This is a genomic window from Amycolatopsis sp. cg9, assembly GCF_041346945.1.
Classification (GTDB): Bacteria; Actinomycetota; Actinomycetes; order Mycobacteriales; family Pseudonocardiaceae; genus Amycolatopsis.
In genome coordinates, this window is sequence record NZ_CP166850.1 from 9,940,991 (window position 1) to 9,954,364 (window position 13,374).

Consider the following 13,374-nt stretch of genomic DNA (forward strand, 5'->3'; position numbering starts at 1 on the left):
CCCTCAGACGCGGGCGCTGTCCTTACGGTAACGCCTGATCACGAGCGCTCCGAGCACGACCGCCCACGCCCCGAGCACGCCGGCCGCGGTCGGCAGGGACACCACCATGTCGCCGGTCACCGCGGGCCGCGCCACCTGCAGCACCCAGTACGTCGGCATGATCTGGGCGACGTCGTGCATCCAGCCCGGCATCGACTCGATCGGGATCCACAGGCCGCCGAGGAAACCCATGCCGAGGGTGACGATCATGGTGACCGGCTGCATCGAATCGGGTGTGCCGAACTGGCCGAGCAGCAGCCCGAGCAGGACGAGCGGGATCGTGCCGAGCCAGACGCCGGCGAAGATCCGGACCCAGCCCGCGGCGTCGAGGTGCACGCCCTCGACCGCCACGGCCAGCAGCGGCACCAGGATCAGCGCGGGCAGCCCCACGAGCATCCCGGAAATGCCTTTGCCCGCCAGGTAACCGGTGCCGGTCAGCGGGGTCAGGCGCAGCTGGCGCTGCCAGCCGACCGAGCGTTCGAGCGCGAGCCGGGCCCCGCTGTTCGTGGCCGCGGCGAACGTCCCGAACGTCATCATGTTGATCATGATCACGGCGGCGATCGCGGCGTGGTCCGGCGCGTCCGCCTTCGTGAAGACGTTGGCCTGCAACAGGAACATCAGCACCGGGAAGGCGACGACGAAGATCAGGAACCGCGGGGCCCGGAAGTTGCGGCGGATCTCGGTGAGCAGGTAGGTGGCGTTCATCGGACGGGCTCCGCGGTCTCGTCGGCGGTCAGGGAAAGGAAGGCGCCTTCGAGGCCGACGGCCCCGATCTCGACGTCGTGCACGGCCGGGACGGCGGCCTTGAGCGCCCAGAGCGTCTCGTCGGAGTCGGCGCTGGAGATCGCGACGCGGTCGCCGCGCAGCTCGAACTCCTTGACGCCGGGCAGCGCGGCGATCAGCGCCTCGGTGGCGCCCGGGACGGCGGCGCGCAGGGTGCGGCCGCCGGCCAGCGCGCGGACCTCGGCGACGCTCCCGTCGGCGACGATCCGGCCGCGGCGCATCAGCACCACGCGGTCGGCGAACTCTTCGGCCTCTTCGAGGTAGTGCGTGGCGAACACGACCGTGCGGCCGGACTCGGTGAACGCGTACATCGACTGCCAGAACTCGCGCCGGGTCCCGACGTCCATCGCCGCCGTGGGCTCGTCGAGGATCAGCAGGTCGGGGTCGCTGACCAGGGCGACGGCGAAGCGCACGCGCTGCTTCTGCCCGCCGGAGAGCTTGTTCGCGCGGCGCCCGGCCAGTTCCTCGACGCCGGCGGCGCGCAGGGCTTCGGCGACCGGCATCGGGCGGCGGTGCAGCGCCGCGACCATGCCGACGGTCTCGCCGACGGTCAGGTCGTCCATCAGGGCGCCGCCCTGCAGCATCGCGCCGATCAGCCCGGCGCGGACGGCGTCGATCGGCTTGCGCCCGAACACGCGGACGTCGCCGGCGCCGGGCGTGGTCAGGCCGAGGATCATGTCGACGGTGGTGGACTTGCCGGCGCCGTTCGGGCCGAGCAGGGCGACCACCTCGCCCGGGGCGATCGTCAGGTCGAGGCCGTCGACCGCGTGGACGTCGCCGTAGTGCTTGCGCAGGCCGGTGAGGTGGATCGCGGCCCCCGCCGCCACCGCCTGGATGTCTGTTTCTCGCATGCCCCCAGGCTGCCGCCCGGCGGGCCCGGGACCCCAGACCGTGCGTCACGACCTCACCGTGACAGGTGTCAGGGGTGCCCGGGCCCGGGCGGGTTCAGCAGCCGATGAGGCGGGCCGCCAGGTAGGACTCGAGCTTGTCGATCGCGATGCGCTCCTGCGACATCGAGTCGCGCTCGCGCACGGTCACGGCCTGGTCTTCGAGCGAGTCGAAGTCGACCGTCACGCAGTACGGCGTGCCGATCTCGTCCTGGCGCCGGTAGCGGCGGCCGATCGCCTGCGCGTCGTCGAAGTCGACGTTCCAGTGCTTGCGCAGGGTCGCGGCGACCTCCTTCGCCTTCGGGGTCAGGTCGGCGTTGCGCGACAGCGGCAGCACCGCGACCTTGAACGGCGAAAGCCGCGGGTCGAGCTTGAGCACCACGCGGGTGTCGGTGCCGCCCTTGGCGTTCGGCACCTCTTCCTCGTGGTAGGCGTCGACCAGGAACGCCATCATCGACCGGCCGACACCCGCCGCCGGCTCGATGACGAACGGCCGGTAGCGCTGCCCCGACGCCTGGTCGAAGAACGACAGGTCCTGACCCGAGTGGTTCGAGTGCGTGGTCAGGTCGAAGTCGGTGCGGTTGGCGATGCCCTCGAGCTCGCCCCACTCCTGGCCCGCGTTGAACGCGAAGCGGTACTCGATGTCGACGGTGCGCTTCGCGTAGTGCGAAAGCTTTTCCTTCGGGTGCTCGAAGTGGCGCAGGTTCTCGGCCTTGATACCGAGGTCCTTGTACCAGTTCGTGCGCTCGTCGATCCAGTACTGGTGCCAGCGCTCGTCCTCGCCCGGCTCGACGAAGAACTCCATCTCCATCTGCTCGAACTCGCGCGTCCGGAAGATGAAGTTGCCCGGCGTGATCTCGTTGCGGAAGGACTTGCCGATCTGGCCGATGCCGAACGGCGGCTTCTTCCGCGACGTCGTCTGGACGTTGGAGAAGTTCACGAAGATGCCCTGCGCGGTCTCCGGGCGGAGGTAGTGCAGGCCCTCTTCCGACTCGACCGGGCCGAGGTAGGTCTTCAGCATCATGTTGAAGTCCCGCGGCTCGGTGTACTTGCCGCGCGTGCCGCAGTTCGGGCAGGGGACGTCGGACAGGTCGTCCTCGGTCGTCTCCTTGCCGCTGCGCGCGGTGTACTCCTCGGCGAGCTGGTCGGCGCGGAACCGCTTGTGGCAGGACAGGCACTCGATCAGCGGGTCGGTGAACACGTTGACGTGCCCGGAAGCCACCCACACCTGCCGCGGCAGGATCACCGACGAGTCGAGGCCGACGACGTCGTCCCGGCCCTGGACGACGGTCTTCCACCACTGGCGCTTGATGTTGTCCTTGAGCTCGACCCCGAGCGGTCCGTAGTCCCACGCCGAGCGGGTACCGCCGTAGATCTCCCCGCTGGGGAAGACGAAACCACGGCGCTTGCACAGGCTGACTACGGTATCGATGGTGTTCGTGGGCACTCCACGCTCCGGAAGCATGCGGGGACGGTTATCGGACTAGAACGTCCAGGGTATCCGCCGGGGCCCAGCGGTTATCGCGCAGGCTACGGCCGCGACACCAGCGACGCCGTCACGACGCGGTTGTCCTCGTAGCCCTCGGTCCCGCCGACGTATTCGCCACCGCAGGTGACCAGCAGCAGCTTGTGCGGGCCATCGGGGTCGAAGAGCTGCTCGGAGCGGCCGGCGAGGTCGGTCTTGTGGACGGTCTCGGTGGCGTCGATCCGGTAGACCCAGGCGCCGCCCGCGGTGTCGGTCAGCTTGACCTCCTGACCCTGCTTGACCTGCCAGAGTTCCATGAAGGGACCCTTCTTGCCCTTCCAGTTCACGTGGCCGGAGAGCAGGGCGACCCCGTGGTCGGCGCCCAGTTTGGCGCCCCACCAAGCGGCTTCGCCGAGACCTTCGGGGATCTTCAAAGCGCCGTTCGCGTCGAGGTCTTCCTGGACGAGCTTCGCGGTGCCGCCGCCGGGCAGGCTCAGGTTCACGGGGTCGCGACCGGCGTCTTCCCGTTCGGCGGGCTGGCTCGTCGCGGTGGGCGTCCCGGCGCCGTTCGCGACCGCGGGTTCATCCTTTCCGGTGAAGATGAGCAGGGCGGCGACCAGCGCGGCGACGACGAAAGCGCCGGCGACGCCGACGATCCACCAGCGGCCGGAGCCCTTCTTCCGTTCCGCCGGGTTCTGCTCCTGCATGGGGTCGGGCTCCTTCGCTCGGATGAGTTGGCGAAGGAACACATGCCGCGGCGGGCCCGGGAGGTTGCACCGGGATCGGCCCGGCCCGGCGGACGTCATGAACGAGTCGTTCATGACGTTGGGCGAGCCGGTCCTGCGCGCGCAGGGAGCGGCGGTGGGACTGGCCGGGCTCAGCCGGTCGGGCGGGTCACCAGCTTCGCCGTGACCAGGCGGTTCTCGTCGTACCCCTCGGTGCCGCCCACGTAGTCGCCGCCGCAGGTGACCAGGACCAGGCGGTGGGGGCCGGTCTGGTTGAACCAGCGCTGGGCCTGCTGCGGGAGCGCTTCCTTGGGGAGCGTCACCACCTCGTCGACGCGGTAGACCCAGCGGCCGCCGCGGGCGTCGACGATGCTCACCTCGTCGCCGGCCCGGGTGCGCCACAGTTCGTCGAACGGGCCGCGCTGCCCTTCCCAGTTCACGTGGCCCGACAGCAGCGCCGCGCCGCGGTCCGCACCCAGCTTCGCGCCCCACCAGGCCGCGTCCGACAGGCCGCGGGGAATCGGCAGGACCCCGGTGTCGGTCAGTTCCGTGCGGACCAGCCGCGCGGTCGCGCCGCCGGGGAGGCGGACCGTGCCTGGGCGCTGCTGGGCCGCCGATTCGCTGTCCGCGGGCAGCACCGCCGGGGCCGCGTTCTCGCCCGGCAGCGCGCCGGGCGGTGGTGCCGCCAGCGGCGCCGACGTCGGCGGCAGCCAGGTCAGCACGACGATCCCGGCCGCGAACGCCGCCACGGCCAGCGCGGCCGCGACGGCGGCCAGCGCGGTGCGGAGCACCTAGTCCGTCCCGGTCTTGCGCCGCCGGCCGAGCAGCAGCGCGACCGCCGCGAAGAACACGCCGCCGAAGAGCAAGCCGATGCCGAGCGGGACGCGGGAGCCGTCGCCGTCGGTCGCGGGGGCCGCCGCGCCGAGGTAACCGGCCGGGACCTGCGTCGGGACCGCCGCCTGCGAGGCGCTCGTGCCGCCCGCCTGGTTGCCCGCCTTCGCGACGAACCCCTTCGGGACCGAGCAGCTGACCCCGCCGAGCACGATGTTCGTCTGCACGTCCTGCAGCGCCGCGCCCTGCGCGTCCTTGACGTGGGTGGTGATTTCGACGCGCCAGCCGGCGACGGCGGTGAAGTCGCCGCCGCGCCAGCCGTCCTGCCGGATCAGCTGGTCGAACGTGCCGACGCGGGTCAGCTTGAGGTCGGAGACCGTGGTGGCCTTGTCGGCGTTGGTGATGTCGCCGGGCGGCCCGAGCCGCAGGTTGGTCAGCTGGAGGCCGGCGGAGCCGCCGGGCACCGGGACGATGCCGAGCGCGCCGCCGGCCTGGCGCACCCACAGCCGCGCGACGGACGTGGTGGCGGTGAGCTTGGCGGGACCGGTGCAGTCGACCGCCGACTTCGCGCCTTCGAGTACCAGCACGGTGTTGTCGGCCGGCTTCGCCGCCTCCTGCCAGACGTCGCGAAGCGCGTAGTTCGTCTCCGCGACGGCGGTGGGCACGGTGGTCGCCTGCAACGCCGCGACGACGTTGTGGTCGCGGCTCGCGACACCCGGCGGGTACGGGTCCTGCGACGGGCTGTAGCGGCCCAGGTCGATCTGGTAGTGCCCGCCGAAGGTCGCACGCTCGCCGTCGTCCTTGGGGACGGTGACCCGGTCGGTGCCGAGCTTCGACTGGCCTGGCAACAGCGGCGAGCGCTGCGTCTCGGTGATGAGGGCGCCGCCGCGCTGCCCTTCGCCGCCGATCCGGACCGACGCGATGTTCGCGAACGAGACCGGCCCGGTCTTCTCGTCGACGGCCTGCGTCTGCGCCCCGGCCAGACCCACTCCGACCAGCGGGAACACCACAGCCGTCAGCGCGGCTGCTTTCGTTGCGAAACGGGTCATGTCTCCCCACTGGATCTGCTCGGCCGCGGCGCCGGCGGACGAGAAGCGACGAAACGCTCCGCGACAACCTTGCACCGTCGGCCACTACATGCGAAGCCGAAGAGCCAATATCCCACGAACTCACCCGAACGGGGTAATACGACCAGCCGTACCCCGCAGCTCGGCGCCGGGCGGGGCTCCCGTCCGGGGGAACACTAGGATGGGCGGGGCCGTTATCGGCAATGACTACGGAATTCATGGTCCGGACGGGCAGGGTGGAGGCGGGCATGGCGACGGTGACCGGGAGTGGCGCCCAGCCGGGCCTCGCGGAGTGCACGCCGGGGTCGGCGCCGGTCCACCCGTCACCCTCGGTACTGACGGACGCGGGCGATCTGCTGCGCGCGCTGGCCGCGCCGGTCCGGATCGCGATCGTGCTGCAGCTGCGGGCCGCCGACCGGTGCGTCCACGAGCTGGTGGACGCCCTCGACGTCGCGCAGCCGCTGATCAGCCAGCACCTGCGGGTGCTGAAGACCGCCGGGGTGGTGCAGGGCGAACGCCGCGGCCGCGAGGTGGTCTACCGGCTCGCCGACGACCACCTGGCGCACATCGTGGTCGACGCCGTGGCCCACGTGCAGGAAGGAAAGTGATGAACCCCGCCGCGCCGCGCAGCCAGGCCCCGGTGCCCGGGCGCCGATCGACCCGGCAGCGAGCCGCGGTCGTCGAGCTGCTGAGCACCGTCGACGACTTCCGCTCCGCCCAGGAACTGCATGACGAGCTGCGCAAACGCGGCGACGGCATCGGCCTGACGACGGTCTACCGCACCCTGCAGTCCCTTTCCGAGGCCGGCGAGATCGACGTGCTGCGCACCGACTCCGGCGAAGCGATCTACCGGCGTTGTTCCGCGCACCACCACCATCACCTGGTGTGCCGCCGGTGCGGCCGCACGGTGGAGGTCGAGGGGCCGGCGGTCGAGCGGTGGGCGGAGAAGATCGCGGCCGAGCACGGGTTTTCGGAGATCTCGCACACGGTGGAGATCACCGGGACGTGCGCGGAGCACTAGCCGACCGCCTCGATCACGTTCGCGGGCCGGCCGGCCAGGCCACGTCGTCGATGGCGAGCCAGGGGGCGGTGGCCAGCTCGGTGGGGGTCAGGCCCGCCACGGCCCTGGCCTCGCGGTGCAAGTGGGACTGGTCCGCGTAGCCGCTTCGGGCGGCGACCGCCGCCGCCGGGTGGCCGGCGGCCAGCAAGTGGGCCGCGTGGTCGAAGCGCACCAGCCGGGCTGCCCGCTTGGGCGTCAGGCCCAGCTGGGAGCCGAAGCGGGACCACAGGCGCTTGCGGCTCCAGCCGACCTCTTCGGCCAGGCCCTCGACCCCGACGCGGCCCCGGGCGGCGAGTGTCCGGCGCCACGTGTGGAGCACTTCCGGCTCGACGCGCGGGCGGGCCGCCATCCGGTGAGCGAGGATGTCCGCCGCGATGGCGAAGCGTTCGTCCCAGGACGGAGCCGCGCGCAACCGCTCCTCGACGCGTCCGGCGTCGCGGCCCCAGACCTCCTCCAGGGTGGCCACGGTGCCGGTCAGCTCGGCCGAAGCGCCGAGCAGCGCGGCCGCGACCACCGGGGACAGCCGGATCTGGAGGCACGCGCCCTCGTGACCGCCGGTTCGGAGCGGGCCGGGGAGGAGCCCGGCGACGAAGCTGCCGCATCGGCGCGTTCCGCCGGCTTCGCGGACGATGCCGCCCGTCTCGCTCAGGTCGAGGAACAGGGTGACGGACGGGTGCGCGACCATCGTGATCCCGACGTCCCCGCGGATCCGCTGGCGGAAGCCGGCCATCGTGACGCCCGGCAGCCGCGTGCCCGGGCGCGGCACGGCGACCTCCACGTCCGCCCACTTCCAGCCGGTCGGCAGCACGTACGCAGCTTAGGCCGGCGCGGCGAAGCGCAGCAGCAGTTCGCTCGTCGGTCCGGGGGCTTCGAAGAGGGGGACGTGCCCGACGCCGGGGAGCAGTTCGACGCGCGCGCCCGGCACCGCGTCGTACTGGTGCGCCGACCGCGGGTCCCAGCGCGGGTCCGCCGCACCGAACACGACCAGCACGGGCTTTCCGAGACCGGCGAGACGCTCGGGGACGCTCCGCTCGGCGATGTAGGCGGAATTGCCGCGCAGGATCTTCCGGAACGTGCGGTAGCCGATGTTCCTGAGGTCGGCGACGGCGTCGTCCGGGACGTCCACCGGCCGGGCGGTCGTCGCGCGGATTCCCTTGCGGATCACCGCGTCCGAACGCCGCGCCCAGAGGAGCGGGCCGAACGGCGGCGCGAGCAGCGCCCGGATGATCCACGGCTGCGGCAGGAGCGCGCCGAGGCTCGGTCCGGTGCTGACCAGCGCCAGCGACCGCACCAGCTCGGGGCGCTGCTCCGCCAGCGCCGTCGCGACGTAGCCGCCGCTGGAGTGCCCGGCCACCGCGACCTGCCGCAACCCGAGGTCGTCGAGCAGCGCGGCCACGCGAGCGGCCTGCCCGGGCACCGCGTACGACGGCGCGGGCGGGGACTGGCCGCACCCCGGCAGGTCCACCCGGATGACGTGGTGCCGGGCGGCGAGGATCCCGGCCACCGGCCCCCAGGAGGCACCCGAAGCGCCCGATCCGTGGATGAGCACCAGGGGCGGCGCCTGCCCCGGACCGTTGTGGACCACGTGCATCCCGTGCGCGTACGCACTCTCGTGAACACTCATGTGCCGGACGCTAGGACGCCGCCGGCCGTCCGTCTTGGACGAATGTCAGTACTCGTAAGGATCTTTCGGGGCCGGGACGGTCGCCAGTGACTCCGGGGTGAAGTCCGGCGTGTAACTGTTCGCCCTCGTCGCGGTGCCGGGGACGACCTGGCCCGTCACCCGGATCCACGCGTCGCTCGCGAGGTGGTCCGCTTCGCCGCCGCGGAGGCGGACCGTCACCGGGAACGCGTCGGCCGCGCAGCAGCTGATCACCAGGCGGGCCAGCAAGGTGCCGCCATCGGTGTGGACGACGAACCCGGTCAGGGCGACGGTGCGGCCGTTCAAGGTGCCCGCTGCGTCCCAGCCCGCCCGGCTGACGAACTCGTTGACCGCCAACGGGACCGGGTCGCCCGCCGGGAGCGGGGGGAACGACGCCGCGTTGGCCGCCGCGGCGCTCGCCGGGACCCGCGCCTCCGTGCGGATCACCGAGTCGGCGCCCAGGGCCGGGGGTGCGACGAGGAACACCGCCAGTACCGGGACCAGCAGCAGCCACGCCGGGCGGGCGGAGTGGGTGTGGCCGTGGCCGTCGTCGGGGGCCGCTGGGGTGTCCGGGGCGGCCGGGTGTGCGTGGCCGCTCTGCAGGGCCGCCGAGGAGTCGGGCTCGACCGACGAGGCCGTGCCGCGCCCGGCCGGGGGTGTGTGGCCGCCGCCCAGGGCCGTCGAGAATTCCGGCTCAGCCGACGAGGCCCTGCCGCGCCCGGCCGCGAGCCACGCCGGCCGGGTCGAGTGGGCATGCCCGTCATCACCGTCCAGAGCCGCCGAAGACTCCGGCTCGACCGGCGGGGCCGTGCCGTGCCCGGCCGGGGGTGCGTGGTCGTCGTCCAGGGAGCCCGGCGAGTGCGAAGGGGCGCCGCCGGTGCGGGCGGACAGCAGGTCTCGGACGATCGCCACCGCTCCCAGCAGCACCATCACCGCGCCGCCCGTGATGATCCAGGGTTGCTGGGCCGGCTTCACGTAGCGCAGGTAGTCGCCGTTCACCGCGATCTTGATCAACGCGCCGCCCAGCAGGAGGAGCAGGATGTTCTGCGTTTCGCGCTTCACGCCACACCCACCAGAAGTCCGGCCACGACCGCGCAGGCCGTTGCCACCGCGAACGTCGCCGGGGCGAAGCGGATCGCGAACGAGCGGCCGAACGTGCCTGCCTGCAAGGCGAACAGCTTGACGTCCACCGCCGGGCCGACGACCAGGAACACCAGCTTCGGCAGCAGCGGCAACGCCGTCAGGGACGCCGCCACGAACGCGTCCGCCTCGCTGCAGAGCGCCAGCACCACCGCGAGCACCGCCATCACCAGCACGCCGAGCACGAGCTGGTCGCCCAGCACGCCGAACCACTTGGCCGGCACCAGCACGTTCAGCGCCGACGAGATCAGCGCGCCCAGCACCAGGAAGCCGCCGGCCTCCACCAGGTCCGTGCGGGCCGTCTCGGCGAACACCCGCCACCGCTGCCCGCTCGCCACCTCCGGGAGCCGCCGCAGCGCCCGCGAAGCGATCCACTCGAGCTTGCCCCAGCGGGCCCACAGCCAGCCCATCACCACCGCTGTCGCCAGCGAGCCGGCGAAGCGGGCCAGCACCATCTCCGGCTTGCCGGGGAACGCGACCGCGGTGGCCACCAGCACCACCGGGTTCACCGCCGGCGCCGCCAGCAGGAACGTCAGCGCCGCGGCCGGCGCCACGCCCTGTCCCATCAGCCGGCGCGCCACCGGCACCGACGCGCATTCGCAGCCCGGCAGCGCGACCCCGGCCAGCCCGGCCACGCCGACCGCCGCACCGGACCGGCGGGGCAGCACCTTCTCCAGCACGCGGGCGGGCACGAACGCCGCGATGGCCCCGCTGATCAGCACGCCCAGCACGAGGAACGGCAGCGCCTGCACGCAGACGGCGACGAACACGGTCGACCCGGTGCGCAGCGCGGGCACGTCGAACAGCTGCTGCAGCCAGCCCTGGCCGAGGATCGCGACCAGCAGGATCGCGCACAGCACCTCGACCGAGCTGATCCGGAAGCGGCGGGTGCGCCGCCCGGGCTCGGTGCCGGAAGTGGAAACGATGTTCACGACGACGATGATGCCAGGGCCCACCGACAGGAAGTGACCCGCACGGGCCGCGAACGGCCGGATACGGTCCGTTTCCGACCGGAATCCGCCGTTCGCGGCGGAATCTCCACCCCGGGTGGGTTACCCGGAGGGCCGCAAACCGGTCAGGCGATCCCGGGCAGGTCGGTCCGCAGCTGCGAGGCCGTCGACACGACCAGCATGAGCAACGTCCCCAGCGCCGACGCGTCCAGGCCCGCGGCCGGGAACGCGTACCGCAGCGTGACGTCGACCCCGGAGTCCGTGTGCCCGACGCCGAGCGTGCCGAACAGCCCCTGCCCCGCCCGTTCGGCGACCGCGACCGACAGCCCCGGCCCGTCCGCCTGGTCCCAGGCGACCACGCAGGTCAGCGAGAGCACGGTGAGCCCCTCGCCGAGCCGGGTCGCCTGGATGACGCACGGGACGTCGCCGTGGGAGAACGTCAGCGCGCCGTCGTCGTCGACGCGCACCTCGAGGTAGCGCTCGAGCGCTTCCTTCGCCTGCGTCAGCAGCTCCGCGGTCTCCGCCGCTTCCGTCGCGCTCACGACGACGCCGCCTGGTCCACGGCGCCGCCGAAGCGGCGATCCCGCTTCGCGAACTCCAGGCACGCCCGCCACAGGTGCGTCCGGTCGAAGTCCGGGAACAGCGTGTCCTGGTAGACCATCTCGGCGTAGGCGGACTGCCACAGCAGGAAGTTCGACGTCCGCTGCTCCCCCGACGGCCGCAGGAACAGGTCCACGTCGGGCATGTCCGGCTGGTACAGGTACCTGCCGATGGTCTTCTCGGTGACCTTGCCCGGGTCCAGCTTGCCGTCCGCGACGTCGCGGGCGATCCGCTGCATCGCGTCGCCCAGCTCGGCCCGGCCGCCGTAGTTGACGCACATCGTCATGTTCAGCGCCGTGTTGTGCTTGGTCTTTTCCTCGGCCGCCTGCAGCTCCTTGATCACCGACGCCCACAGCTTGGGACGGCGGCCCGCCCACCGGATGCGCACGCCGATCGAGCCGAGGTAGTCGACCTGGCGGCGGATGGTGTCGCGGTTGAAGCCCATCAGGAACCGCACCTCTTCGGGGCTGCGCTTCCAGTTCTCCGTCGAGAACGCGTACACCGAGAGCCACTTGACGCCGATTTCGACGGCTCCGGCGGCGACGTCGATCATCACCGCTTCGCCGCGCTTGTGGCCCTCGATCCGCGGCAGGCCGCGCTGGTTGGCCCAGCGGCCGTTGCCGTCCATGACCAGTGCGACGTGCTTCGGCACCAGCTCGCGCGGGATCTCCGGTGGCTTCGCGCCGGACGGGTGCGGATCCGGGGCCCGCAGCTCGTACCGCGACGCCTTGCTCTCGCGTCCCCTGCGCAGCACTGCGAGCCTCCCTGGATGGGCGAAACCGATCAGCCCGACCCTACTGCCCGGGCACCACCTGTTCTTCGGGGGTCCGGGTGGCGGAGTCCCCGGCTCGGGGCGAAGCCACGGACGTCGCCGCGGTCTCCCGGGCCCGCCGCTCGACGAGGGGAAGGGACCGGAGCTGGCGCTCCAGGTGCCACTGCAGGTGTGCCGCGACCAGGCCGCTCGCGTCGCGGCGGGTGCCCGGCAGAGTCGCCTCGGCCATCGGCCACTCGCCGTGCAGCAGGGCCGTGAGCAGGTCGAGGACCTCGGGCGCGGGGTGCACGGAACCCGGGACGCGGCAGTCCTGGCACATCGAGCCGCCCGCCGGGACGCTGAACGCGACGTGCGGGCCCGGCAGGCCGCAGCGGGCACACTCGGTGAGCGCGGGCGCCCAGCCGGCGTAGGACATCGCGCGGAGGAAGAACGCGTCGAGCACGAGGGACGCGTCGCGCTCCCCGGCGGCGAGTGACCGCAGCGCGCCGCAGACGAGGAGGTAGAGCTTGAGCACCGGTTCGCCTTCTTCGGCGGAGAGCCGGTCGGCGGTTTCGGCGATCGCGCTGGCCGCGGTGTAGCGCTGGTAATCGGCGACCAGCGGCAGCTGGAACGCGTCGACGGTCTCGACCTGGGTGATGACGTCGAGCGTGCGCCCGGTGTAGAACTGCACGTCGACGTGGCCGAACGGCTCCAGCCGGGCCCCGAAGCGGGACGACGTCCGCCGCACGCCCTTCGCGACGGCGCGGACCTTGCCGTGCCGCCGGGTCAGCAGGGTGACGATCCGGTCGGCTTCACCCAGCTTGTGCGTGCGCAACACCACCCCGGTGTCGCGGTAGAGGTTCACCACCCCGACATCGTCCCACTTCCGGGCGATGCCGGGGCGGTGCGCCCCGCGGGAATCAGCAGTAGTAGCCCGAGCAGTAGCTGACGCTGGAGGCGGCGGCCAGCGCGATGATCCAGACGATGATCACCGTCACGCAGCTGAGGCCACCGATGATGGTCGCGATCAGGCAGAGCGTCTTGGTCGTCTTCGACGCCTGCTCCGCCATCGCGTAGTTGCCCTGCATCTTGTACGTCTGGACCTCGTTGGACTTCATGATCGCGAAGATCGCGAGGATCCAGAAGAGGAAGATGCAGCCGATCGCCCAGCCCTTGTAGTCCTTGATCTGGTTGATGTCGCCACCACCACCGGGCATGCCGTAGCCGGGGGCGCCGAACCCGCCGGTGGGCGGCTGGCCGTACGGCGCGGGCTGGCCGTACGGCGCAGGCTGACCGTAGGGCGCGGGCGTGCCGCCGGACGGCGGGCCGTAGCCCGGCTGCTGCGGCTGCTGGCCGTAGGGCTGCTGCTGGCCGTAGGGATTGGTCATGAACTTCTACCCCAACTACTCGTGATTTTCCGCCGGGTCACCCCGG

15 protein-coding genes and 2 pseudogenes are annotated in these 13,374 nt (G+C 72.3%); 2 read left to right on the forward strand and 15 right to left on the reverse strand.

Going from position 1 to position 13,374, the window contains the following annotated elements; genetic code table 11:
* Window positions 1-3: 3 nt before the first annotated feature.
* The 6 genes from AB5J73_RS45725 to AB5J73_RS45750 all read right to left on the reverse strand — a co-directional run bounded on the left by AB5J73_RS45725 (window position 4) and on the right by AB5J73_RS45750 (window position 5,779).
* Window positions 4-744 carry an ABC transporter permease gene (locus tag AB5J73_RS45725; RefSeq protein WP_370966019.1) on the reverse strand — a complete coding sequence of 247 codons (741 nt, stop codon included), beginning with the start codon at window positions 742-744 and terminating at the stop codon, window positions 4-6.
* Window positions 741-1,673 carry an ABC transporter ATP-binding protein gene (locus AB5J73_RS45730; protein ID WP_370966021.1) on the reverse strand — a complete coding sequence of 311 codons (933 nt, stop codon included), beginning with the start codon at window positions 1,671-1,673 and terminating at the stop codon, window positions 741-743. The genes AB5J73_RS45725 and AB5J73_RS45730 overlap by 4 nt, the downstream gene beginning before the upstream one ends.
* Window positions 1,674-1,767: 94 nt before the next feature.
* Window positions 1,768-3,156 carry a glycine--tRNA ligase gene (locus AB5J73_RS45735; RefSeq protein WP_370966023.1) on the reverse strand — a complete coding sequence of 463 codons (1,389 nt, stop codon included), beginning with the start codon at window positions 3,154-3,156 and terminating at the stop codon, window positions 1,768-1,770.
* Window positions 3,157-3,239: 83 nt separating this feature from the next.
* Window positions 3,240-3,881, reverse strand: coding sequence for a class F sortase (locus AB5J73_RS45740; RefSeq protein ID WP_370966026.1), 642 nt, complete (start codon window positions 3,879-3,881; stop codon window positions 3,240-3,242).
* A gap of 170 nt (window positions 3,882-4,051) precedes the next feature.
* Window positions 4,052-4,690: a class F sortase gene (locus tag AB5J73_RS45745; protein WP_370966029.1), complete on the reverse strand. Its 639-nt coding sequence runs from the start codon at window positions 4,688-4,690 to the stop codon at window positions 4,052-4,054.
* Window positions 4,691-5,779, reverse strand: a complete 1,089-nt coding sequence (locus AB5J73_RS45750; protein ID WP_370966032.1) for a hypothetical protein — start codon at window positions 5,777-5,779, stop codon at window positions 4,691-4,693.
* Between the two features lie 266 nt (window positions 5,780-6,045).
* Between AB5J73_RS45750 and AB5J73_RS45755 the strand changes: the two genes are divergently transcribed.
* Both AB5J73_RS45755 and AB5J73_RS45760 read left to right on the forward strand, forming a co-directional pair.
* Window positions 6,046-6,405, forward strand: a complete 360-nt coding sequence (locus tag AB5J73_RS45755; protein WP_370966035.1) for an ArsR/SmtB family transcription factor — start codon at window positions 6,046-6,048, stop codon at window positions 6,403-6,405.
* Window positions 6,405-6,818, forward strand: coding sequence for a Fur family transcriptional regulator (locus AB5J73_RS45760; protein WP_370966037.1), 414 nt, complete (start codon window positions 6,405-6,407; stop codon window positions 6,816-6,818). The genes AB5J73_RS45755 and AB5J73_RS45760 overlap by 1 nt, the downstream gene beginning before the upstream one ends.
* A 13-nt stretch (window positions 6,819-6,831) precedes the next feature.
* Here AB5J73_RS45760 and AB5J73_RS45765 read toward each other — a convergent pair whose 3' ends face one another.
* From AB5J73_RS45765 to AB5J73_RS45805, 9 genes and pseudogenes are all read right to left on the reverse strand, one after another.
* The gene (locus AB5J73_RS45765; protein ID WP_370966040.1) at window positions 6,832-7,665 is read right to left on the reverse strand and encodes a helix-turn-helix domain-containing protein; all 834 of its coding nucleotides are present in this window, start codon (window positions 7,663-7,665) and stop codon (window positions 6,832-6,834) included.
* Window positions 7,666-7,674: 9 nt separating this feature from the next.
* Window positions 7,675-8,481, reverse strand: coding sequence for an alpha/beta fold hydrolase (locus AB5J73_RS45770; RefSeq protein WP_370966042.1), 807 nt, complete (start codon window positions 8,479-8,481; stop codon window positions 7,675-7,677).
* 45 nt (window positions 8,482-8,526) lie between these two features.
* Window positions 8,527-9,048 (reverse strand): annotated as a pseudogene (locus tag AB5J73_RS45775) (TIGR03943 family protein); the annotation flags it as partial.
* Between the two features lie 330 nt (window positions 9,049-9,378).
* Window positions 9,379-9,561: pseudogene (locus AB5J73_RS45780) on the reverse strand (TIGR03943 family protein); the annotation flags it as partial.
* Window positions 9,558-10,565 carry a permease gene (locus AB5J73_RS45785; RefSeq protein WP_370973539.1) on the reverse strand — a complete coding sequence of 336 codons (1,008 nt, stop codon included), beginning with the start codon at window positions 10,563-10,565 and terminating at the stop codon, window positions 9,558-9,560. The pseudogene AB5J73_RS45780 and the gene AB5J73_RS45785, both read right to left, overlap by 4 nt.
* 149 nt (window positions 10,566-10,714) lie before the next feature.
* On the reverse strand, window positions 10,715-11,131 hold the full coding sequence (locus AB5J73_RS45790) for a YbjN domain-containing protein (protein ID WP_370966044.1): 417 nt from the start codon (window positions 11,129-11,131) through the stop codon (window positions 10,715-10,717).
* The gene (locus tag AB5J73_RS45795) at window positions 11,128-11,943 is read right to left on the reverse strand and encodes an isoprenyl transferase (protein ID WP_370966047.1); all 816 of its coding nucleotides are present in this window, start codon (window positions 11,941-11,943) and stop codon (window positions 11,128-11,130) included. Before AB5J73_RS45795 ends, AB5J73_RS45790 begins: the two co-directional genes overlap by 4 nt.
* A 40-nt stretch (window positions 11,944-11,983) precedes the next feature.
* Window positions 11,984-12,808 (reverse strand): DNA repair protein RecO, encoded by an 825-nt coding sequence (gene recO, locus AB5J73_RS45800; RefSeq protein ID WP_370966049.1) that lies wholly within the window; start codon window positions 12,806-12,808, stop codon window positions 11,984-11,986.
* A 52-nt stretch (window positions 12,809-12,860) separates the two neighbouring features.
* Window positions 12,861-13,328, reverse strand: coding sequence for a CD225/dispanin family protein (locus AB5J73_RS45805; protein WP_370966052.1), 468 nt, complete (start codon window positions 13,326-13,328; stop codon window positions 12,861-12,863).
* Window positions 13,329-13,374 lie beyond the last annotated feature (46 nt).

Coding starts and splice junctions, on each gene's coding strand:
- AB5J73_RS45770 (WP_370966042.1), bottom strand. CDS start 8,481: ATGAGTGTTCACGAGAGTGCGTACGCGCACGGGATGCACGTGGTCCAC.
- AB5J73_RS45740 (WP_370966026.1), bottom strand. CDS start 3,881: ATGCAGGAGCAGAACCCGGCGGAACGGAAGAAGGGCTCCGGCCGCTGG.
- AB5J73_RS45755 (WP_370966035.1), top strand. CDS start 6,046: ATGGCGACGGTGACCGGGAGTGGCGCCCAGCCGGGCCTCGCGGAGTGC.
- AB5J73_RS45760 (WP_370966037.1), top strand. CDS start 6,405: ATGAACCCCGCCGCGCCGCGCAGCCAGGCCCCGGTGCCCGGGCGCCGA.
- AB5J73_RS45750 (WP_370966032.1), bottom strand. CDS start 5,779: ATGACCCGTTTCGCAACGAAAGCAGCCGCGCTGACGGCTGTGGTGTTC.
- AB5J73_RS45725 (WP_370966019.1), bottom strand. CDS start 744: ATGAACGCCACCTACCTGCTCACCGAGATCCGCCGCAACTTCCGGGCC.
- AB5J73_RS45730 (WP_370966021.1), bottom strand. CDS start 1,673: ATGCGAGAAACAGACATCCAGGCGGTGGCGGCGGGGGCCGCGATCCAC.
- AB5J73_RS45805 (WP_370966052.1), bottom strand. CDS start 13,328: ATGACCAATCCCTACGGCCAGCAGCAGCCCTACGGCCAGCAGCCGCAG.